Origin of the sequence: Embleya sp. NPDC056575, from assembly GCF_042793325.1 — a bacterium.
GTDB lineage: Bacteria > Actinomycetota > Actinomycetes > Streptomycetales > Streptomycetaceae > Embleya.
The window spans coordinates 91965-113270 of the sequence record NZ_JBHTVA010000032.1 but is presented as its reverse complement, the minus strand read 5'-3'; the positions used below and the strand labels follow the sequence as shown (position 1 = coordinate 113270).

The window sequence follows — 21306 nt, the reverse complement described above, 5'->3', positions numbered from 1 at the left end:
TCGCACGGGTATCGCGCCCGCGAACACGGCGATCAACGGTAGGAAGACACCATGAGTGTCCTGGCGGTCGGCCTCAGCCACCGAACGGCCGAGGTCGGTCTCCTGGAGCGGGTCTCGGTGACCGGGACGGCCCAGGAGGCGCTTCTGCACGACCTGGTGGCGGCCGAGCCGGTCGGCGAGGCGGTGCTGCTGTCGACCTGCAACCGGGTCGAGGTCTACGCGGACGTGGACCGCTTCCACGGTGGCGTCACCGAACTGGGCAACCTGCTGTCGCGGCACACCGGGGTGCCGGTGTCCGAGCTGACCCCGTGCCTGTACGTGCACTACGAGGACCGCGCGGTCCAGCACCTGTTCTCGGTCGCCTGCGGGCTCGACTCGATGGTGGTCGGCGAGGGGCAGATCCTCGGCCAGATAAAGGCCGCGCTCGCGCTCGCGCAGACCCACGGCACCGCCGGGCGGGTCCTGAACGAGTTGACCCAGCAGGCGCTGCGGGTCGGCAAGCGGGCCCACGCCGAGACCGGGATCGACCAGGCCGGCCGGTCGCTCATGACCGTCGGGCTGGCCCAGGCCGAGTTGTCGATGGGCCCGATCGGGGGAAGCCGGGCACTGGTGGTGGGCGCGGGCTCGATGAGCGCGCTGGCCGCCAAGACGCTGCACCGCGAGGGCGTGGGCCAGATCGTGGTCGCGAACCGCACCTACGCGCGTGCCGAACACCTGGCCGAGGCGGTCTCGGGCCGCGCGGTGCCGATGTCGGCGCTGCCCGAGGCGCTGGCCTCGGTGGACCTGGTGGTCTCCTGCACCGGCGCGGCCGGGCTCGTGATCGGTCGGGACGAGATCGAGGCCGTGCTCGCCGCGCGGCGCGAGCGTGGGGTCGAGCAGCCGTTGGTGCTGATCGACCTGGCGCTGCCGCGCGACATCGACCCCGGCGTGCGCGAGCTCGACGGTGTGGTGCTGATCGACCTGGAACTGCTCGCCCAGGTCTCCGCGGGTACGGCCGGCGAGGCCGACGTGGATCTGGTGCGCAAGATCGTCTGCGAGGAGGTCGCGGCGTTCGCGACCGCGCGGCAGGCGCAGCAGGTCGCGCCGACCGTGGTCGCGCTGCGCAGCATGGGCTCGGACGTGGTCCGGGCCGAGCTGGAGCGGCTGGTCGGCCGGGTGCCGGAGATGGACGAGCGGGTGCGCGCCGAGGTCGAGCAGACCGTACGGCGCGTGGTGGACAAGCTGCTGCACGCGCCGACGGTGCGGGTCAAGCAGTTGGCCGGCGAGCCCGCCGGCTCCTCGTACGCCGACGCGCTGCGGATGTTGTTCGATCTCGACCCGGGCACCCCCGAGGTGGTCCGCCGGGCCGATACCCCCGACAGTGTGGAAGGTGCGGCGTGACCGAGGCACCGTTGCGACTGGGCACCAGGCGAAGCGCCCTGGCGATGGCCCAGTCGGGTCATGTCGCCGAGGCCGTCACGAGCCTGACCGGCCGCGCCGTCGAACTGGTGGAGATCACCACCCAGGGCGACGTCTCGCGCGAGCACCTGACCCGGATCGGCGGCACGGGCGTGTTCGTCAACGCGCTGCGCGACGCGCTGCACGCCGGCGAGGTCGACTTCGTCGTGCACTCGCTCAAGGACCTGCCCACCGGCGAGCCCGAGGGCATCACCCTCGCGGCCGTCCCGCCGCGGCACGATCCGCGCGACGTGCTGGTGGCCCGGGACGGGCTCGCGCTGGCCGAATTGCCGGTCGGATCCCGGATCGGGACCGGCTCGCCGCGCCGCGCCGCGCAGTTGCGACTGCTCGGCCTCGGCCACGAGATCCTGCCGATCCGCGGCAACGTCGACACCCGGGTCGGCTACGTACGCTCGGGCAAGCTCGACGGCGTCGTTCTGGCCAGGGCCGGCCTCGGCCGCCTGGGCCGTGCGGAGGAGGTCACCGAGATCTTCGATCCGCTCCACATGCTGCCTGCCCCCGGTCAAGGGGCATTGGCCGTCGAGTGCGCGGCACACGATGCCGCCCTCGTCGAACTGCTCGCCGGTTTGGACGACTCGGACACCCGAGCCGCCGTACTGGCCGAGCGCACGCTGCTCGCCGTCCTCGAAGCCGGATGTTCGGCTCCGGTCGGCGCCCTCTGTGAGGTCGCCGAAGGCGAGCAGGTCACCGAGCTGTACCTGCGGGCCGTAGTCGCGAATGTCGACGGCACCGACAGCGTACGGTTGTCCGCCACCGGAACCCTCGACGAGGCGGAGAAGATCGGGCGCGAACTCGCGGCCGAACTCCTCGCCCGAGGGGCCTCCGGTTTGATGGGGGAGCGCGTCCCTTGAGCCCCAGAGCGAAGAAGAAGCCCAGCGGCATCGTGACCTTCGTGGGTGCCGGTCCCGGCGACCCGCGACTGCTCACACTGCGGGCCATCGAGGTGCTGGCAGAGGCCGACGTGGTGGTCGCCGACGAGGCGACGCTGCGCCAGGTCCTGTTCCACTGCAAGAGCGGGGTCGAGGTCCTGGACCCGGTGACCGGCGACGACGGGGAACTCCTGTCCGCCGTGGCCCGGGCCAAGGTCGTGGTGGCCGCCGCGCGATCGGGCCGGCAGGTGGTCCGGGCCGTGGCCGGCGACCCGTGCGTGGACCAGTCGGTCATCGACGAGGTCACCGCGGTCGCGAAGGCGAAGATCGTCTTCGAGGTCGTGCCGGGTGTGCCGGTCAGCACGGCCGTGCCCACCTACGCGGGTATCCCGCTGCACCCGACCAAGGGCAGTGGCGGTGTGCGCGTGCTGGACATGGCCGAGGGCACGATCGACTGGGCCACGGTCGGCTCCGTCGAGGGCACCCTGGTGCTGCGCGGCGCGCTGGACTCGATCGCCGAGATCGCCCAGGAGCTGGTCGCGGGTGGGCGCAAGCCGGCCACGCCGGTCGCGGTCACGATCAACGGCACCACCACCGAGCAGCGCACCCTGGTGAGCACGCTCGCCCAGGTCGCCTCGGACGTGCGGGCCGCGAAGATCACGCTGCCGGCCGTCGTGGTCGTCGGCGAGGTGGTCGCCCAACGCGACACTCTGTCGTGGTTCGAGACCAAACCGCTGTTCGGGTGGAAGGTGCTGGTCCCGCGGACCAAGGAGCAGGCGGTTACGCTCTCCGAGCAGCTGCGCTCGTACGGCGCGGTGCCGCACGAGGTGCCGACCATCGCGGTCGAGCCCCCGCGCACGCCGCAGCAGATGGAGCGGGCGATCAAGGGCCTGGTGACCGGCCGCTACGAGTGGATCGCGTTCACGTCGGTCAACGCCGTGCGCGCGGTGCGCGAGCGGTTCGAGGACTACGGCCTGGACGCGCGTGCCTTCGCGGGCATCAAGGTGGCGGCCGTGGGCGAGGCGACCGCGCGGGCGCTGGTCGAGTTCGGCGTGAAGCCGGACCTGGTGCCCTCGGGCGAGCAGTCGGCTGCGGGATTGCTGGAGGACTGGCCGCCGTACGACCCGGTCTTCGACCCGATCGACCGGGTGTTCCTGCCGCGCGCCGACATCGCCACCGAGACCCTGGTGGCCGGTCTGGTCGAGCTGGGCTGGGAGGTCGACGACGTCACGGCGTACCGCACGGTGCGCGCGGCGCCGCCGCCGGCGGACACCCGCGAGGCGATCAAGGGCGGCGGCTTCGACGCGGTCCTGTTCACGTCGTCCTCGACGGTGCGCAACCTGGTCGGCATCGCGGGCAAGCCGCACGCGGTGACGGTGATCGCGTGTATCGGCTCGGCCACGGCGAAGACCGCCGAGGAGCACGGGCTGCGCGTGGACGTGCTGGCGCCCGAGCCGTCGGTGGCCGCCCTGGCCGAGGCGTTGGCGGAGTTCGGTACGGCGCGACGGGCCGCGATGATCGAGGCGGGCGACCCGGTCACCCGGCCGAGTGAGCGGCGGCCGGGGTCGCGGCGCAAGGCGAAGTAATCGCAGTACTCGTGGTGAATCCGCCGGCTGTGGTGGTTTCGGCGGATCGGTGAGAAAGGCCGATTGGCTCATGTCGTACCAGGCTGACGCATCGTCAGGGTTTCCCGCGCACCGTCCTCGGCGGTTGCGCACGTCCCCGGCGATGCGCCGGCTGGTCGCGGAGACCCGGCTGCATCCCGCCGACCTGATCCTGCCGCTGTTCGTGCGCGAGGGCGCGAGCGAGCCGGTGCCGATCTCGTCGATGCCGGGCGTGGTCCAGCACACCCGCGACTCGCTGCGCAAGGCCGCGCACGACGCGGTCGCGGCGGGCGTGGGCGGGCTGATGCTGTTCGGCATCCCGTCGGTCAAGGACGCGGTCGGCTCGGCCGGGTTCGACCCCGAGGGGGTGCTCCAGGTCGCGATCCGCGACGTGGTGGCCGAGGTGGGCGCGGACGCCGTGGTGATGTCCGACCTGTGCCTGGACGAGTTCACCGACCACGGCCACTGCGGCGTGTTGGCGGCCGACGGCTCGGTGGACAACGACGCGACGCTGGAGGCGTACGCGCGGATGGCCGTGGTGCAGGCCGACGCGGGTGTGCACATGGTCGGGCCGAGCGGGATGATGGACGGTCAGGTCGGGGCGATCCGGCGGGCGTTGGACGATGCCGGGTACGTGGACGTGGCGATCCTGGCCTACAGCGCGAAGTACGCGTCGGGGTTCTTCGGTCCGTTCCGCGAGGCGGTCGAGTCGACGCTGCAGGGCGACCGGATGACGTACCAGCAGGACCCGGCCAACTCCGACGAGTCGGTGCGCGAGGTGCTGCTGGATGTGGCCGAGGGCGCGGACCTGGTGATGGTCAAGCCGGCGATGTCGTACCTGGACGTGGTGCGGCGGATCGCGGACGAGGTGCATGTGCCGGTGGCGGCGTACCAGGTCAGCGGCGAGTACGCGATGGTCGAGGCGGCGGCGGCGAACGGCTGGATCGACCGGGACCGGGTGATCCTGGAGACGCTGACGTCGATCAAGCGGGCGGGCGCGGCGTCGATCCTGACGTATTGGGCGACCGAGGTGGCGCGGCGGGTGCGGTAGGGGATCACTCGTTCGGGTGGTGGGTGGGCGAGGTGGGGTTGTGCGGTTCGCGGGCCTCCTACGGTTGTCGGGAACTGTTCACCACCGGCGACCGTGATCCACACTTGGGGTGAGGAGGTGTTTCCCGATGGCGACTGCGACGCATGAGCCGATGGTGACTACTTCGCCGTCCGGTGATCTCGATGAGCTTCTGTGGCGTGCCTGGAAGGCGATGACTCTTCCCGAGGGACTCCGCGCCGAAATCATCAGAGGAGCCATCGAGGTGTCTCCCACGGGGTCCCGGCGACATGGGAAGGTCGCGAACCGACTCCGGGACGCATTCAAGGAACATTTGGATGTGGACGGGGTATTCGCTGCTTACCAGGACATCAATGTCATCCATCGCGGCAAGGTGTACATCCCCGACGTCTTCGTGGCTCCCGAGGATTTGGACGAGGCGCCGGACTCGGAAGGGCTCGGTGTGTCGGCTTTGGGTGTGGTTCTCGTTGCCGAGATCGTGTCGCCCGGGCGGGAGGCCGCAGAACGGGATCGGGAGCGCAAGCGTCGTGCCTACGCCGAGGCCGGCATCGATGTCTACGTGATCGTCGACGACTTCGATGGCGACGGGGTTGTCACGGTGCTGTGTCAACCGGAAGCGGCCAAGAGTGAGTACCGCATGTTGCTGCGGGCGGTCTACGGGACGGCGGTCACGATTCCGGAAGGGCCGCTGAAGGGCTTCACGATCGGTCCGGAGATCACGGCGCGCTGATTCGGGGGTCAGGGGCGTAGGCGGGTCAGGGCCGCCGGGGGCAGGTGGCGGGCCAGGACGGTCAGGGCCGCGGTGACGTCGGCGACGACCTGTACGTCGGTGGTGGCGAGGGCACGGGTGAGGGCGTCCTCGATGCCGGCGGCGCGGACTTCGGCGACTCTGGCGGACGGGGTCGCGGCCGTGCGGACCAGGAGGCGGCGGCGGTCGGTGGGGTCCTGGGTGGTTTCGATCGAACCGGTTTCCCTGAGGCGGGCCACGGCGGTGGAGACCTGGCTTTGCGGGAGGCCGGTGCGGCGGGCGATCTCGCCGATGGCGCTGTCGGGGTGGGCGGCGATGTCGCTCAGGGCGATCAGGATCGGGCGCACGCCGCCGGGGTGAGGGGCGGTGCCGACCTCGGGGGCGGGTAGGGCGTCCTCGCCGATCTTCATGAGGGTGCGGCCGAGGAGGAAGAGGTCGACGGGGGTCATGGGCGTTGTGGGAGGTGTGGGGGTGGGGGACGTCATGGGCCGATAGTACATCGGAAAAGATGTATCGATTTTGATGTATCTAGTTCGATGGACTATGGTCGCGGTCATGGGTGGGTGGTGGGTCGGTGCCGCCCGCGACGACTTCCCGGGGGAATTTTCATGGCCGTGACCGCTGGTGCTGTTTTGTCCGTGCCGGGTGCGGAGCTGTACTACGAAGTACGGGGCTCCGGGCCGCTGTTGCTGATCGGGGAGAGCGGGGAGGGGGACGCCGGGCGCAGTGTGGACATGGTCGATCGGCTGGTGGCCGATCACACCGTGGTGACCTATGACCGGCGTGGGCTTTCCCGGAGTACGTTGGCCGACCCGGCGGCGCCGGTGAGCATCGGGGACCACGCCGACGACGTGGCGCGGTTGTTGGTCGAGGTCGCCGATGGGCCGGCGATGATGCTGGGGCTGAGCATGGGCGGGTTGATCGGGCTGCGGGTGGCGGCGACCCGGCCGGAGTTGCTGCACACGTTGATCGCCCACGAGCCGGTCGCGCCGTGGTTGCTCTCCGATGCGGAACGCGACGCGCATCGGGGTGAGTTGAGCGCGATTCGGGAGGTGCACGCGCGGGCCGGGATGGGTGGTGCGTTTCCCGCCATCACGGCTCACCTGGGCATCGAGCCGGGTGTGGAGGAGCGTGAGCCGGATCTGACCGCGCAGCCGATGAGCGCGCGGCGGATGGCGAACTTCGATTTCTTCATCGGGCGGGAGTTCCCGGCGGTGGTGGACGATGTGCTGCCGCCGGATCTGCTGCGCTCCTCGGCGACGCGCATCATCCCCGGGGTGGGGGCGACGACGGGGCGGCGGGTCTTCACGCGGCGGTGTGCGGTGGCGCTGGAGGGGGTGGTCGGGGTTGCGGCGGCGGTGTTTCCGGGTGGGCACAACGGCAATCTGACGCATCCGCGGGCGTTTGCGGCGGCGGTGCGGGGGGTGTTGGGGGGCGTGGCCGGCTGAGGTGGGCGGCTGATGGGGGTGGGCCGGACCGGTTGGGCCGGGGTGGTGGAGCCGGGCTGGTGGGGCGGGCTCGGTGGGCTGGGCTGGCGGGGCGTGAGGCGGCTCGGTGGGGCTGGGCCGGCGGGTCACTCGTATGTGGGATTTTCGGGGGTTCGTTCGGGGTGGGTCGGTGGGTCGGGTCAACCTTGCGCCATGGCCGACTCTCGGGTTGTGGTGCGGTTCCTGGTGGTGGCGTGTGTGTGCTTGCCGGTTGTCGGGGGCTGCGGTTCGGCGGGGGCCGAGGGGTGTGGGCGGCGAGCGGGGGCCGTGGTCGAGGCCGGTGGGGGTTCGGGCGGGGCGTGGTGTGGGGTGCGGGTCGGGTGGACGGGCGTGGGGTACGCGCCGGCGGGTGCGGGCGGTGGCCGTCGGGGTGACGGAGGGGCGGCGGTACGGGTCGAGGATGTGGGTAAGCCGCCGACGAAACCGGCGCATCCGCGACCGCCGCGGCCGCCGGCGACCAAGCCTCCGAAGCCGCCTGCGCCGAAGCCGCCGGTGTTGGGGGTGGCGGGGGTGGTGGGGGTGCGGCCGGTGGTGACGGGGCCGCCGGGGGTGAAGGTGCCGGGGGCGCGGCCGGCCGCGTTGCAGGTGGGTGGCGGGGGTGGGGGAGGAGGCGGTTGGCCGGTTGGGCTTGGGGGCTCGGTGGTGGACTCGGGGGGTGGGGGCTCGGGTGGTTCGGGGGATGGGGTCGGGCGTTCTGTGGTGGATCGGCCGTTGGGGTCGGGGCGGCGGGCTGGGGTGGTGGGTTCGGGCGACGTTGCCGGTGGTGGGCGGCGGGTGGTGGGGTCCGGGCGGCGGCCGTTTCTTGCGTCGGCTGTGGATGCCGGGGCGCGGGGGGAGGTCCGTGTGCCGGGTGGGGTTGGTGAGCCGGTTCGGGCGGGCGGGTCGATGCGCCCGATGGTGGGTGGGTTGCGGGTGGGTGGGGCTGTGGGGTGGTTGGTCTTCGGGTTTTTGGTCGGGTTTGTGTTCGCTTTGGGGGTTGGGGTCGGGGTCCGAGGGTGGGGTTTGGTGGGCTTGGGGCGCTCTTGATGGATGTGGTTGCCGTCCGGACTTGACGGCTAATGGTGTTAGCCGGATGATGGACGCAAGCGGCTAACATCGTTAGCCACAGGCGGACGGAGGCGGCATGAGCACCATCATGGGCACGGGAATCCGCGGTTCGGCGGCGCTTCGGCGGACGCGGCGCGGTGCGTGGGGCGTACTGGCGCTGTTTTTGGCGACGTTCGCGGTGTTCGAGAGCGTGAAGTATGGCTTCGCCACTTCCGCGGCGGCGCTGGTCTTCTTCGTACTGCCCGACCTGACCATGTTCGTCGGAGCCGGTGACGCGCTGCGGGACGGCACGCACGAGCGGGGTCGGCTGCAGGCGCGCGCGGTGCCGTTCTACAACGCGTTGCACCGGGCCTGGGTCCCGCTGATCGTGCTGGTCGGCTACCCCTTCGGGTCGATCGAGTGGCCGCCGCTGTTCACCGCCGGCCTCGGCTGGCTCACCCACATCGCGATGGACCGTGCCGCCGGGTACGGACTGCGCACTCCCGAAGGGTTCCGTAAGCATGTCTGACGTTTCGTACGTTTCCGCTCCTCCGGCCGGTGGTCGGGCGGGGGAGATCGTGGCCGCCGCGCGGGAACTCCTGGAGAGGGAGGGGCCGGAGGCGGTGTCGATGCGGCGGATCGCGGAGCGGATCGGGATCAAGGCGCCGTCGTTGTACAAGCACTTCGCGGACAAGTCCGCGGTGGAGAGCGCGTTGATCGCGCAGGCGATGGCGGAACTGGCGGAGGCGCTGGAGGCCGCGGAGGCGGCGTCGGCCGGGTCGGCGGGGTCGGCGGGGTCGGCGGCGGGGGGTTCGCGGCTGGAACGGATCACGGCGTTGACGGGGGCGTATCGGGCCTACGCGCTTGCGCATCCGGATCTGTACCGGTTGATGAGTGGGCAGCCGTTGGATCGCGCGGCGTTGCCGTCGGGGCTGGAGGAGCGGGCGGCGGCGCCGTTGATGCGGGCGATGGGGGGCGATCACGACGCTGCGCGGGCCGTATGGGGGTTTGCGCACGGGATGGTTTCGCTGGAGTTGGCGGGCCGGTTTCCGCCGGGGGCGGACCTCTCGGGGGCGTGGGCCAGGGGCTGCGGGGCCTTTGCGGGGTGAACCCGGGCCTGGCGGCTCCCAGCGCGAGGCGGGCCGGCCGTCCTTGGCCTCAAGCACCGGGCTGACGGGGTCTTGGCCGGTTGTGTGTTGCTTGGCCGGGGTGGCCTCAAACGCCGGCCGGGCTGAATGGGATGGCCTCAAGCGCCGGCCGGGCTGAATGGGGGCTTGGCCAGTTGCGCATTGCTTGGCTGGGGTGGCCTCAAGCGCCGGCCGGGCTGGGTGCAGGCGGCCGTCGTGGTGCATGGGCTTCAAGCGCTGGGATGGGGTCTTGGCCGGTTGTGTGTTGCTCGGCTGGGGTGGCCTCAGACGCCGGCCGGGCTGAATGGGGCCGGCCGGTGTGGTGCATGGCTTCAAACGCCGGCCGGGCTGATGGGGTCCTGGCCGGTTGTGTGTTGCTTGGCTGGGGTGGCCTCAGACGCCGGCTGGGCTGAATGGGATGGCCTCAAGCGCCGGCCGGGCTGGGTGCAGGCGGCCGTCGTGGTGCATGGGCTTCAAGCGCCGGCCGGGCTGATGGGGGCTTGGCCGGTTGTGTGTTGCTTGGCTGGGGTGGTCTTGGGAGCCGGCCGGTGTGGTGCGTGGGCTTCGAGTGGCGGTTGGGTTGATTCGGTTTTGGTCGGCTGTGTGTTGTCGGGTGGTGGGCGTTGGGGTTGGGGGTTGTGGTCAGGGTTGGTTGGGGCAGGGGGAGGAGTTGGATTTTTTGGTGGGGCGGGGGGATGGGGAGTGGTAGACGAGGTTGTTTTCGGTCCAGGACTTGTATGTGCGTAGTGGGCGGCACCGGACCGGGCCCAGGGAGCGGCCCGTGGCTATTTCGAAGGTGGCCTTGTGGGCCGGGCAGGTCAGGTGTTCGTTGGTCAGGGTGCCTCTGGAGAGGATGGCGCCGGCGTGGGGGCAGCGGTCCTCGAAGACGTGGACCGTGTCGCCGTGGCGCAGGATCGCGACCGGGGGGCTGGTGCCGACTCGGGTCGGGACGCCTTCGGGGAGGCTCGTGAGCGGGCCCAGGCACACCGGTGGGCGCTCCCGGCGGAAGGGTGACATCGTGCCCCCGGGGTTGGCGGTATCGCCCCAGGTTAGGCAGTACGGCCTTGCTTCGCCAGTATGCGATCAAGGTCGCCGAGATCCGGTTGTGATCCGCGTGACCACGCGAAGTCTTTCTTCCCGCAAAGCTTCTGACGTACCGTCAGGTCCATGCCCCGGGGCTTCGGCTTCGCCATGCCCCGGCGACGTACCCCGGCCCCGGCTTCCCGCGCGGAGGACACGTGTCTGACCCGATCTACGACGCCACCACTCTCTGGGAGCTGGTGGAGCGCCGCGCGGCGGCGTCTCCCGATGTACCCATGCTGCTCGACCCGGAGGACCGCAGGGTCACCTTCGGTGGGTTCAAGGCGTGGGCCGAGCGCGTGGCCGCGGGCTTCCACGCGCTCGGCGTCACCGCCGGGACCCGTGTGACCTGGCAGTTGACCACGCGGATCGAGTCCATCGTGGTCTCGTTCGCGCTCGCCCGGCTCGGCGCGGTGCAGAACCCGATCATCCCGTTCTACCGGGAGAAGGAGGTCGGGTTCTGTCTGCGGCAGACCGGGGCCGAGTTCTTCCTGTGCCCGCGCGAGTGGAAGGGCTTCGACTTCGTCGGCATGGGCGAGGCGCTGGCCAAGGAGCTGAGCCCGGCGCCGCGCGTGATGATCGCCTACGACGAGCTGCCCGAGGGCGACCCGGCCGACCTGCCGCCCGCGCCGACCGACGGCGACGAGGTGCGCTGGCTCTACTACACCTCCGGGACGACGTCCGACCCGAAGGGCGTCCAGCACAGCGACTCGACGCTGCTCGCGGGCGGCAAGGGGCTGGCCGTCGCGCTGGACATGTCGCCGAGCGACATCGGCTCGATCGCGTTCCCGTACGCGCATATCGCGGGCCCGGACTACATCGTCACCGTGCTCGCCTCGGGCTTCCCGGCGGTGATCGTGGAGAACTTCGACCCGGCGGGCGTGGTGCCCGTCTACAAGCGGCTCGGCGTCACCATGGTCGGCGGCTCGACCGCGTTCTACGTCGCGTTCCTGAACGAGCAGCGCAAGCAGCCCGGCGAGAAGATCATCCCGACCCTGCGGATCGTCTCCGGCGGAGGTGCGCCCAAGCCGCCGGAGCTGGTCGGTGAGGTGCGCGACGAGATGCGGGCGATCCTGTGCCACGGGTACGGGATGACCGAGTCGCCGATGATCGCCCAGGGCGGACCGTACGACTCCGAGGACCAGCGCTCGTACACCGAGGGCAAGCCGGTCAGCGGCATCGAGGTGCGCATCGCGCGGGCGGACGGCTCCGTCGCGGACACCGGTGAGGAGGGCGAGGTCCGGCTGCGCGGCCCGATGGTGTTCAAGGGGTACACCGACCCCGCGCTGACCGCCGACGCGTTCGACGAGGACGGCTTCTTCCGCACCGGCGACCTGGGCCGACTGCGCGCCGACGGGCACCTCTCGCTGACCGGTCGGCTCAAGGACGTGATCATCCGCAAGGGGGAGAACATCTCCGCGCGCGAGATCGAGGACCTGCTGTTCGCCCACCCGAAGGTCGCCGACGCGGCGGTGATCGGCCTGGTCGACCGTGAACGCGGGGAGCGGGTCTGCGCCGTGGTGGAGCGCCAACCGGGTGAATCCGACCTGGAATTCGCCGAGATGGTCGGCTACCTGCGCGAGGCCGGGCTGATGACGCAGAAGATCCCGGAGCAATTGGAACTGGTAGACGCGCTGCCCCGGAACGAGACGCTGCGCAAGGTGTTGAAGTTCAAGTTGCGCGAGGAGTACGACAAGAAGCCCTGGACGCCCCGGCGCTGACCGCCGATTCGGCCTTTCAGGCCACCCCCAACCGCTGCTGATGCCCCGTCACCGGATTGGTGACGGGGCATCAGGGGTCAGGCCCAGGCGGCCAGTACGGCGTCGACCGTGGTGATCGTCGCGATCGCGTTGAAGGTGTTGGCGAGTACGGCCTCGGCGTATTCGGGGGGGAATCCGGCCACCGCCTCGCGCGGTACGACGAACTGGAATCCCGCGTTCACCGCGTCCATCGCGAAGTTGAGCATGCCGACGTTGAGCGAGACGCCGACGCCCACGACGGTACGCACGCCCAGGTTCCGCAGCACGGCGGCCAGTCCGGTGTCGGCCATCGGGCCGAGCCCGTGGTAGCGGGAAAGCACCAGGTCGGAGGGGTGGACGGTGATCCCGTCGGCCACCGCGGCGGCGTCCGAGCCGGGCGCCAGGAGTACCGGCGCCTTGGCCGCGGCGCCGAACATCCGGGCGTTGGTGTTGGCGCCCCGGCCGTCCGGGCGGCGCACCGCCAGGCAGTGCACGACCGGGACTTGGGCCCGGCGGGCGGCCTTGGCGAGCCGATCGACGGCCGGAATCAGCCCCCCGGTGTGCGCGGTCAGCGCGGGGAACACCGCCTGCGTGCCGATCACTCCGTTCTGGCATTCCTGGGTGATCAACGCGGTGTGTCCGGGGTCGATCAGTTCTTCGAGACGCAGGGCCATCCGTGATTCTCCTGACGTTGAGTCAGCTTGTGGTTCCCTCCGCCCAGAGATTACGCTAAATCTGACGGTCCATCAGATTTAGTGAGCGGGAGGGGCCGATGAGCACCAACCAGCCCGGGCAGGCTGCCACGCAGTCCGGAAACTCCTTCGGTGAACTGCCGAAGATCATCAGCGTCGATGACCATGTCATCGAGCCGGCACACCTGTTCGAGCGCTGGTTGCCGAAGAAGTACCACGAGCGCGGCCCGAAGCCGGTCACCACGGGCATCGGTCAGCTGGAGTACACCGGGGCGAGTTACAAGATCACCACCGATCCCAACGGCCCGCCGGCCGACTGGTGGTTCTACGAGGACCTGCGCTTCCCGTACAAGCGCAACATCGCCGCCGTCGGCTTCAGCCGGGACGAGATGACCCTCGAAGGCATCACGCGCGGCGAGATGCGCCCCGGACTGTACGACCCGGCCGAGCGGCTGAAGGACATGGACGTCAACCATGTCGAGGCCTCGCTGTGCTTCCCGACCTTCCCGCGGTTTTGCGGCCAGACCTTCTCGGAAGCCGCGGACAAGGAGGTCGCGCTCGCGTGCGTGCGCGCCTACAACGACTGGATGGTCGAGGAGTGGTGCGGCGACTCCGGCGGGCGACTCATCCCGCTGATCATCATCCCGCTGTGGGACGTGCGGCTCGCCGTCGAGGAGATCAAGCGCAATCGGGCCCGCGGGGTCACCGCCGTGTGCTTCTCGGAGATCCCGGCCTTCCTCGGCCTGCCCAGCATCCACACCGGCTACTGGGACCCGTTCTTCGAGACCTGCGCCGACCTGGGCGTGACGATCAACATGCACATCGGCTCGTCCTCGACGATGCCGGCCGCCTCGCCGGACGCGCCGGCGGCGGTCCAGGCGTCGCTGAGCTTCAACAACGCGATGGCCTCGATGGCCGACTTCATCTTCGCGGGTATCCCGGCGCGGTTCCCGAAGATCAAGCTGGCCTACTCCGAGGGGCAGATGGGCTGGATCCCGTACGCCCTGGAGCGCATGGACGACGTGTGGCTGGAGCACCGGGCCTGGGCGGTCACCGGTGAGGTGTTGCCCGAGGCGCCGTCGTACTACTTCCGGCGGAACATGTTCGCCTGCTTCTTCCGGGACCGGCACGGGGTCAACTCGCTCGATGTGATCGGCGAGGACAACGTCACGTTCGAGACCGATTACCCGCACGTCGACTCCACGTGGCCGCACACGAAGAAGATCGCCGAGGAGCATCTGGCGGGGCTGGGCGCGGAGACCGTTTACAAGATCATCCGAGGCAATGCGATTCGGATGCTCGATCTCGATTTCGATCGGGATCGGGGTCGGGATCAGGTGGGTGCGGCGGGGGCTTGAGCACCTGATCGCTGCGGGGTGCTGTGGGTCGCCGCGGGCTGTCGCGCGCTGCTGCGGGTCGCTGCGGTCGCTTCGGGCCGGTGTGGTTTGGATCGGTGTGGTTTGGGTCGGTTCGACTCGGCTCGGGTCGGGTGGGGTCGGTTCTTCGGTACGGATGTGCCGCGTGGTCATGGCAGTGGCTCGCGGTGCGGTGGCAGGGGGCGGCTCGTCGACTTTCTCGGCGGGCCGCTTCCGAGGTATTCGACGTGGGTCGGTCCTCGGTACGGCGTCGGTCTTCTACACCAGAGGGGCCTGGAATGAGTGGGATCTGCGAGGGGCGCGTCGTCATCGTCACCGGTGCCGGCGGCGGCATCGGGCGCGAGCACGCGCTGGCATTCGCCCGCGAGGGCGCGCACGTGGTGGTCAACGACATCGGTGCCTCGCGCCAGGGCGACGGGCGTTCGCTCGGCCCGGCCCAGCAGGTCGTGGCCGACATCGAGGCGCTGGGCGGCAAGGCGGTGGTCAACGCGGACGACGTCGCCGACTGGGCGGGCGCGGAGCGCTTGGTGCAGACCGCCATCGACACGTTCGGCCGGTTGGACGTGGTGGTCAACAACGCGGGCTTCCTGCGCGACCGCATGCTTGTCTCGCTGGGCGAGGACGAGTTCGACGCGGTGATCCGGGTGCACCTCAAGGGGCACTTCGCGGTGATGCGGCACGCGGGCGCGTACTGGCGGGCCCAGGCCAAGGCGGGCGTCGAGGTCGACGCGCGGCTGATCAACACCACGTCGGGCGCGGGGCTGATGGGCTCGGTCGGACAGGGCAACTACGCGGCGGCCAAGGCCGGGATCACCTGCCTGACCCAGATCGCCGCGGTGGAGATGGGCCGCTACGGGGTGACCGCCAACGCGATCGCGCCGGCCGCGCGCACCCGGATGACCGAGGAGGCCATGCCGGACCTGGTGCGCAAGCCCGAGGACGGCGGCTTCGACTTCTACGACCCGGCGAACGTGTCGCCGCTGGTGGTCTGGCTCGGCTCGACCCAGTCGCGGGAGGTGACGGGGCGGGTCTTCGAGGTCGAGGGGGACAAGGTCTCCGTCGCGACCGGATGGCAGCACGGTCCCGAGGCCACCGCGGGCCGGCGCTGGGAGCCGGCCGAGTTGGGGCCGGTGGTGGCGAAGCTGCTCGACGAGGCGCCGACGCCGACTCCGGTGTACGGGGCCTGAGTTCGGCGGGACCGCTGCGGTCGGGTCGCTGCGGCGGGTTGCTTCGGTCGGGCCGCTGCGGTCGGACGCCTCGGTTCGGCCGTCTTCGTTCGCTTTTTCGTTTGCCCGTTCCCAGTTCGACAGGGAGTCGACGACCATGGACCTGCGGTACACCGAGGCCGAGGAGGGCTTTCGCGCGGAACTGCGCGCGTGGCTCGATCAGGCCATCCCGTTGCTGCCACCCAAGCCCGATCGCAACGACTGGCCCGGGCGGCGCGCCTACGACACGGCGTGGCAGCGGTTGTTGTTCGACGCCGGATACGCGGGCCTGCACTGGTCGGTGGAGGCCGGCGGCAAGGGCGCCACGCCCACCGAGCATCTGATCTTCCTGGAGGAGACCGAGCGGGCCGGCGCGCCCTACGTGGGGGCGAACTTCGTCGGCCTGCTGCACGCGGGGCCGACGATCGACGCGGCCGGCACCGACGAGCAGCGGCGGCGGTATCTGCCGGGGATCCTGCGCGGCGACGACGTGTGGTGTCAGGGCTTCTCCGAGCCGGGAGCGGGCAGCGACCTCGCCTCGCTGCGCACCCGGGCGGTGCGGGACGGCGACGATTACGTGGTCAACGGTTCGAAGATCTGGACCTCGCACGCCGAAGTGGCGGACTACTGCGAGATGTTGGTACGCACCGACCCGGACGCGCCCAAGCACAAGGGCATCACCTGGTTGATCGTGCCGATGGACACGCCGGGGATCACCATCCGGCCGCTGGAAACGGTGATGGGAACCTCGGAGTTCGCCGAGGTGTTCTTCGACGACGTACGGGTGCCGGTGGCCAACCGGGTGGGCGAGGAGAACGACGGCTGGCGGGTCACCATGGTCACCCTGTCGTTCGAGCGCGGCACCGCGTTCGTCAGCGAAGTGGTGGCGTGTCAGCGGCTGTTGCGCGAATTGGCGGCGCTGGCCAAGAAGGTCACGCGGCGTCAGGCCACCGCCTGGGACGATGTCGCGTTGCGGCGCGAACTGGGCCATCTGACCGCCGAGTTCGAGGCGCTGTGGGCGCTGACCAAGTGGAACGTGTCCGAGGCGCAGCGGTCCGGGGTGCCCGGGGTCGGCGGTTCGGTGTTCAAGCTGCGGTTCTCCGAGACGAAGCAGAAGGTGTACGAACTCGCGCACCGGCTGCTCGGGCGGGGCGCCCTGGCCGTGGACGACGTCGCGGGGCTGCCGGGCGCGACGTTGATGGACGAGCGGCTGTCGTCGCTGTCGTACACGATCGCGGCGGGTACGTCGCAGATCCAGCGCAACATCGTGGGCGAGCGCATCCTCGGCCTGCCGAAGGAACGGTGAGCGGGGTCGTGGGATTTCGGCCGAGGCTGAGCGAGGAGGTGGTCGGGACATGGATTTCCAGCTGAGCGAGGACCAGCGCGATCTGCGGTCCGGGGTACGGGAGTTCTGCGAGGGCCGGTTCGACCGGGAGCGGATGCGGGCGCTGGTGGACAGCGCGCCGGTGCCCGGCATGGTGGATCGTGCGCTGTGGCGGGAACTGGCCGAGACCGGCTTCTTCTCGCTGCGGATCGCCGAGGAGGCGGGCGGGGTCGGACTCGGGGTGGCCGAGGCGGCGCTGGTGTACGAGGAGGCCGGGCGGGTGTTGTTGCCCGGGCCGCTGGTGGCCACGCATCTGGCCGCGTCGTTGCCGGGTCGGCTGGGCGAGGAGGCGGCCGCGGGCGACGTGGTGGTCGGGCTGATCGAGGGCGACTCGTGGCCGCTGCTGGTGGAGCATCTGGACGCACTGGATTGTTTGTTGGTGCTGACGGACGAGGGCATCCGGCGGGTGGATCCGGCTTCGGTGCGGGGGACGCCGGTCGCGCATCCGGTGGATCCGTTCACGCCGGTGACGGCGGTGGACGAGCTGCCGGATGGCGAAGTGGTGGCCGATGCGCGGGTCGCGGAGGAGTGGCGGCGGGTCGGGGCGGTGCTCACGGCCGCGCTGCAGTTGGGCATTGCGGGGCGGCTCACCGAGTTGGCTACGCAGTATGCGAAGGAGCGTGAGCAGTTCGGTCGGGTGATCGGGGGTTTCCAGGCGGTCAAGCACCTGTGTGCGGACATGCTGGTGCGGACCGAGATCGCTCGGGCGGCCGTGTACGCGGCGGCGGTGACGTTGGATGACCCGGCCGTGGGGGATGTCGAGGTCGCGGTGTTGACGGCGAAGGTGATGGGGGACGACGCGGCGACGCGGAATGGGAAGGACGCCACGCAGGTGTATGGGGGGATGGGGTTCACCTGGGAGGTGGACGTGCATCTGTATGTGAAGCGGTCGTGGGTGCATGCGACGCAGTTCGGGGCGGCGGAGGAGAACGAGGCGGCGTTGGCTGCGACTCTTTAGCGGTGGGGCCGGCGTTGGGTTTGGGGTGGCCTCAAACGCCTGGCCTCAAGCGCCGGCCGGGCTGTGGGGGTGGTGGGTGCGGGCGGTGTGGCGGGCTGTTGGGTTGGGTGTTCGGCCGGCGTTGGGTTTGGGTTGCGTTGGGTGGCCTCAAGCGCCGGCCGGGCTGAATAGGGCTTATGTGCCGGCTGGGTTGTGGGGGCTTGTGTTTTGGCTGGGTTGGGTGGCCTCAAGCGCCGGCCGGGCTGAATAGGGCTTATGTGCCGGCCCGGTTGTGGAGGCTTGTGGTTTGGCTGCCTTGGGTGGCCTCACCGGGTGACCGGGCTGGTTGGGCTCGAACGCCGGGCCGGCCGGTTGGGTGGTCTCATGCGCCGGTCGGGCTGAATCGGGCTCATGTGCCGGCTGGGGTGGTCATGGGGTTTTGGGGCGTTTGATTCGGATGATGTCGTGGTCGTGGTGGACGGTGTAGCCGGTGCCGGTTGGGTCGGTGAAGTGGGTACGGACGTAGGTTTCGAGGTCTCGGCGGGTGGGGCGGCTGGTTCGTTCGGCCAGGTCTGGGACGTTGGCCATGAACTCGGCTACCGCGAGGGTGTCCGGCAGGTTGTCGGCGTGGAAGCGGACCGGGAGGGTTTCGAGGGTGCAGGACTCGACCAGGTCCTCGTGGCCGGTTTCGAGTGCCTTTGCCGTCGGTGACAAGTCGAAGCGGATGTCGTAGAAGTGCCGTACGAGGCGCATGCATTCGTTGTCGGGGTTTTGTAGGACGAGGACGAGTTCGCCGCCCGGGCGGACCCAGTCGAGCAGTCGGCGCACCGTGGGCAGATACTGCGACTCCGGCAGGAAATAGAACATGTGCGAGCACAGCGCGAAGTCGGCGAGGGTGGGCGGCGCGGCCGTCTCGACGGGGTCGCTCAGCACCTCCGCCTCCGGGTAGGTGAGGCGGAGGGCGTCGCGCATGTACCTGCTGGGTTCGATGGCGATGGTGCGCTCGAAGCGGCTGCCCAGGTACCGCGTGGTCGCCCCGGAGCCCGCCCCGATGTCGAGGAACACCGAGCGCCGGGGCAGCTGTTCGACCAGGGCGAGCAGGTGGGCGTGGGTGACGGCCTTTTCGTCCGATCCGGCGAGGAAGAGTTCGAAGGCTCGGCGGTAGTCGTCGGTGGTCACGTCGAGGACGCGGATCGGGTCGTCGGACGAGTGGGCTTCGGACGAAGGGGATTCGGACGGTGGCAACGCCATCGGTTTGGCCTCCCGGTGTGGAACACCCGCTGATCGCTGTGTCGTTGCCGGTCGCTGTGTGTCCGGCGCGGACTACGCTACGGGATCTTCGCCCGGGTCCGGGGTCTACGGGCGGCGGCGGGTCGGCCACCAGAAGGCGCGGCCGGTGTCCAGGGCCAGTGCCGGGACCAGGATCGAGCGGACCAGGAAGGTGTCGATCAGCACGCCGAGGGCGACCAGGGCGCCGATCTGGATGAAGGCGACCTGCGGCGCGCCGGTGAGTGCGGCGAAGGTGGCGGCCAGGACCGCGCCGGCGCCGGTGATCACGCCGCCGGTGGCGGTCAGGCCGGTGAGGACGGCGGATTCGTGGGCGCGGGTTCGGGCCTCCTCGCGGATGCGGTGGATCAGGAAGATGTTGTAGTCGGCGCCCAGTGCGACCAGGAAGAGGAAGCCGACCAGCATGATCTGTACGTCCATCGCCGGGAAGTCCAGGACGTGGCGGAAGAGTTGCCAACTCAGGCCGAGGGCGGCGAGGTAGGACAGCAGTACGGTCGCCATCAGGAGCAGCGGCGCGACCAGGGCGCGCAGGAGCAGCACCAGGATCAGGAAGACGACGCCGACCACCAACGGGATGACCGTGCGCCGGTCGTGCGCCTGGGCCGCAGCCTTGTCCACGCCGGTCGCGGTGGGGCCGCCGACCAGGGCGTGGGCGTTCGGGACGGCGTGTACGGCGGCCTTGATCGCGGACACCCGGTCGACGGCGGCGTCGCTGTCCGGGGGCACGTCCAGGACGGCTCGGATCTCGACCAGCGTGCCGTCGGTGGAGCGGAGCGGTGCGCTCGGTGTGCCGATGCCGGGGACGGTGCGCAGGGCGTGGGTGACGGCGTCCGCCGACGCGGCGTCGGCGACGATGCGGACCGGGCGGCTCCGGCCCGCCGGGAAGTGCGCGGCCAGCAGCTCCTGCCCGGCGACGGAGTCGGGTTCGCCGACCACGGTGTGCGCGTCGTCCAGGCCGGTTTCGACGCCGAGGGCGCCCAGGGCCAGTACGCCGAGGGCCAGGCTCGCGCCGATCCAGACCACGCGCGGGCGGCGGGCCACGCCGCGACCCAGGCGGGGCCAGATCGAGCGGCCGGCGCTCGGCGCGGCGCCGTGGCGCGGGATGAGCGGCCAGAACACCCGGCGGCCCAGGACCACGAGCAGCGCCGGGAACAGGGTGGCCATCACCACGAAGCCGCAGCCGATCGCGATCGCGCCGGCCGGCCCCAGGGTGTGGTTGAAGCCCATGTCGGCGGCGAGCAGGCACAGCAGCGCGGCGGCGACCGTCGCGGCGGACGCGGCGATCGACGGCAGCGCCCGGCGCAGCGCGACCCGCATCGCGGTGTACGGGGTGGGGTGTCGGAGCAGTTCCTCGCGGTAGCGGGCCAGGAGGAGCATCGCGTAGTCGGTGCCGGCGCCGAACAGCAACGCGGTGACGGTGATGGTGTTGCCGTCGTCGACGGTGAGGTGGGCGAAACGTTCGAGGAGGTGTCCGACGGCTCGGCTGAGCAGGAGGGCGACGGCCACGCAGACCAGGGGCAGCAGCCACAGGATCGGGCTGCGGTAGGTGAACAGGAGCAGGACGGCCACCACGAGCACGGTGACCAGGGTCAGCGTGCGGCCGGTGCTCTCGATCGCGTCCTCGGCGTCGAGTGCGTTGCCGGCCGGGCCGGTCAGTCGTACGGTCAGGCCGGCCGGCAGCTCCGCGCGGGCCCGGTCGCGGACCTTGCGTGCCTGGTCGGCGGGGGTACGGCCGTCCCCGGCCTTGGCATCGAGCGGGACGACCAGGGTGATCGCGGCGCCGTCGGCGGAGCGGCCGGCGGCGGCGATCGGGCCGCGGGCGAGCGGGGCGAGGGCGGTGCGGTCGGCCTCGACCTTGGCGAGGTCGGCGGGTCCGAGGCCGCCGGGGCGGGCGTAGATCAGGATGCCGTCCGCGAGGTCGCCGTCGGGGAAGCGGTCGGTGAGTTCGGCGACTCGGGTGGATTCGGCGCCGCGGGGGAGTTCGACGGTGGTGTTGTCGCGGGAGTGCGGTGCGCGTTGGGAGGCGAGGGGGATGGCTATGGCGATCAGGATCAGCCAGGCGAGGAGCGCCGGCCAGGTGTGGCGCCTGCCGGTCGCCGGCCGGGGGGTTCGCTCGACGGCCGGATCGCGGCCCGGTGGGTGGTTGTGGGCAGGGGTGAGCGACTTGCCTGTACGGAACACGGGATGATCTCCTCGTGGGTGGATGCGCGCGCTCGTG

18 protein-coding genes are annotated in these 21306 nt (G+C 70.7%); 13 read left to right on the top strand and 5 right to left on the bottom strand.

Going from position 1 to position 21306, the window contains the following annotated elements:
- Window positions 1-51 precede the first annotated feature (51 nt).
- The 5 genes from ACFRCG_RS25320 (at window position 52) to ACFRCG_RS25300 (ending at window position 5730) form a co-directional block, all read left to right on the top strand.
- Window positions 52-1380: a glutamyl-tRNA reductase gene (locus tag ACFRCG_RS25320; RefSeq protein WP_380035176.1), complete on the top strand. Its 1329-nt coding sequence runs from the start codon at window positions 52-54 to the stop codon at window positions 1378-1380.
- On the top strand, window positions 1377-2309 hold the full coding sequence (hemC, locus tag ACFRCG_RS25315; protein ID WP_380035173.1) for a hydroxymethylbilane synthase: 933 nt from the start codon (window positions 1377-1379) through the stop codon (window positions 2307-2309). Before ACFRCG_RS25320 ends, hemC begins: the two co-directional genes overlap by 4 nt.
- A complete protein-coding gene (locus tag ACFRCG_RS25310; RefSeq protein ID WP_380035170.1) occupies window positions 2306-3913 on the top strand; it encodes a uroporphyrinogen-III synthase in 1608 nt (535 codons plus the stop codon). The genes hemC and ACFRCG_RS25310 overlap by 4 nt, the downstream gene beginning before the upstream one ends.
- A gap of 70 nt (window positions 3914-3983) precedes the next feature.
- Window positions 3984-4982 carry a porphobilinogen synthase gene (gene hemB / locus ACFRCG_RS25305; RefSeq protein WP_380035167.1) on the top strand — a complete coding sequence of 333 codons (999 nt, stop codon included), beginning with the start codon at window positions 3984-3986 and terminating at the stop codon, window positions 4980-4982.
- Window positions 4983-5109: 127 nt separating this feature from the next.
- A complete protein-coding gene (locus tag ACFRCG_RS25300; protein ID WP_380035163.1) occupies window positions 5110-5730 on the top strand; it encodes a Uma2 family endonuclease in 621 nt (206 codons plus the stop codon).
- Window positions 5731-5738: 8 nt separating this feature from the next.
- Here the strand turns inward: ACFRCG_RS25300 and ACFRCG_RS25295 are convergent, their stop codons facing one another.
- Window positions 5739-6233 (bottom strand): MarR family transcriptional regulator, encoded by a 495-nt coding sequence (locus ACFRCG_RS25295; RefSeq protein ID WP_380035160.1) that lies wholly within the window; start codon window positions 6231-6233, stop codon window positions 5739-5741.
- Between the two features lie 123 nt (window positions 6234-6356).
- Between ACFRCG_RS25295 and ACFRCG_RS25290 the strand changes: the two genes are divergently transcribed.
- The 3 genes from ACFRCG_RS25290 (at window position 6357) to ACFRCG_RS25280 (ending at window position 9370) form a co-directional block, all read left to right on the top strand.
- On the top strand, window positions 6357-7196 hold the full coding sequence (locus ACFRCG_RS25290; RefSeq protein ID WP_380035157.1) for an alpha/beta fold hydrolase: 840 nt from the start codon (window positions 6357-6359) through the stop codon (window positions 7194-7196).
- Between the two features lie 1162 nt (window positions 7197-8358).
- The gene (locus ACFRCG_RS25285) at window positions 8359-8790 is read left to right on the top strand and encodes a DUF4260 family protein (protein WP_380035154.1); all 432 of its coding nucleotides are present in this window, start codon (window positions 8359-8361) and stop codon (window positions 8788-8790) included.
- On the top strand, window positions 8783-9370 hold the full coding sequence (locus tag ACFRCG_RS25280) for a TetR/AcrR family transcriptional regulator (protein ID WP_380035151.1): 588 nt from the start codon (window positions 8783-8785) through the stop codon (window positions 9368-9370). Before ACFRCG_RS25285 ends, ACFRCG_RS25280 begins: the two co-directional genes overlap by 8 nt.
- A gap of 660 nt (window positions 9371-10030) precedes the next feature.
- Here ACFRCG_RS25280 and ACFRCG_RS25275 read toward each other — a convergent pair.
- Window positions 10031-10405 carry a Rieske (2Fe-2S) protein gene (locus ACFRCG_RS25275; protein WP_380035148.1) on the bottom strand — a complete coding sequence of 125 codons (375 nt, stop codon included), beginning with the start codon at window positions 10403-10405 and terminating at the stop codon, window positions 10031-10033.
- 221 nt (window positions 10406-10626) lie between these two features.
- Between ACFRCG_RS25275 and ACFRCG_RS25270 the strand changes: the two genes are divergently transcribed.
- Window positions 10627-12189: a class I adenylate-forming enzyme family protein gene (locus ACFRCG_RS25270; RefSeq protein ID WP_380035145.1), complete on the top strand. Its 1563-nt coding sequence runs from the start codon at window positions 10627-10629 to the stop codon at window positions 12187-12189.
- 77 nt (window positions 12190-12266) lie between these two features.
- Here the strand turns inward: ACFRCG_RS25270 and ACFRCG_RS25265 are convergent, their stop codons facing one another.
- Complete coding sequence (locus ACFRCG_RS25265) at window positions 12267-12881, bottom strand: isochorismatase family protein (RefSeq protein WP_126639303.1); 615 nt, start codon at window positions 12879-12881, stop codon at window positions 12267-12269.
- A gap of 98 nt (window positions 12882-12979) precedes the next feature.
- On the opposite strand from ACFRCG_RS25265, the gene ACFRCG_RS25260 reads away from it, so the two are divergent.
- The 4 genes from ACFRCG_RS25260 (at window position 12980) to ACFRCG_RS25245 (ending at window position 17822) form a co-directional block, all read left to right on the top strand.
- On the top strand, window positions 12980-14257 hold the full coding sequence (locus tag ACFRCG_RS25260) for an amidohydrolase family protein (protein ID WP_380035141.1): 1278 nt from the start codon (window positions 12980-12982) through the stop codon (window positions 14255-14257).
- A 296-nt stretch (window positions 14258-14553) separates the two neighbouring features.
- A complete protein-coding gene (locus ACFRCG_RS25255) occupies window positions 14554-15462 on the top strand; it encodes an SDR family oxidoreductase (protein WP_379999163.1) in 909 nt (302 codons plus the stop codon).
- Window positions 15463-15598: 136 nt separating this feature from the next.
- A complete protein-coding gene (locus ACFRCG_RS25250; protein WP_380035138.1) occupies window positions 15599-16786 on the top strand; it encodes an acyl-CoA dehydrogenase in 1188 nt (395 codons plus the stop codon).
- Between the two features lie 49 nt (window positions 16787-16835).
- Window positions 16836-17822: an acyl-CoA dehydrogenase family protein gene (locus tag ACFRCG_RS25245; protein WP_380035135.1), complete on the top strand. Its 987-nt coding sequence runs from the start codon at window positions 16836-16838 to the stop codon at window positions 17820-17822.
- Window positions 17823-18230: 408 nt separating this feature from the next.
- On the opposite strand, the gene ACFRCG_RS25240 is transcribed toward ACFRCG_RS25245, so the two are convergent.
- Together ACFRCG_RS25240 and ACFRCG_RS25235 are read right to left on the bottom strand one after the other, a co-directional pair.
- Window positions 18231-19052, bottom strand: a complete 822-nt coding sequence (locus tag ACFRCG_RS25240; protein ID WP_380035132.1) for a class I SAM-dependent methyltransferase — start codon at window positions 19050-19052, stop codon at window positions 18231-18233.
- A 105-nt stretch (window positions 19053-19157) separates the two neighbouring features.
- Window positions 19158-21269, bottom strand: coding sequence for an MMPL family transporter (locus ACFRCG_RS25235; protein ID WP_380035130.1), 2112 nt, complete (start codon window positions 21267-21269; stop codon window positions 19158-19160).
- Between the last annotated feature and the right edge of the window lie 37 nt (window positions 21270-21306).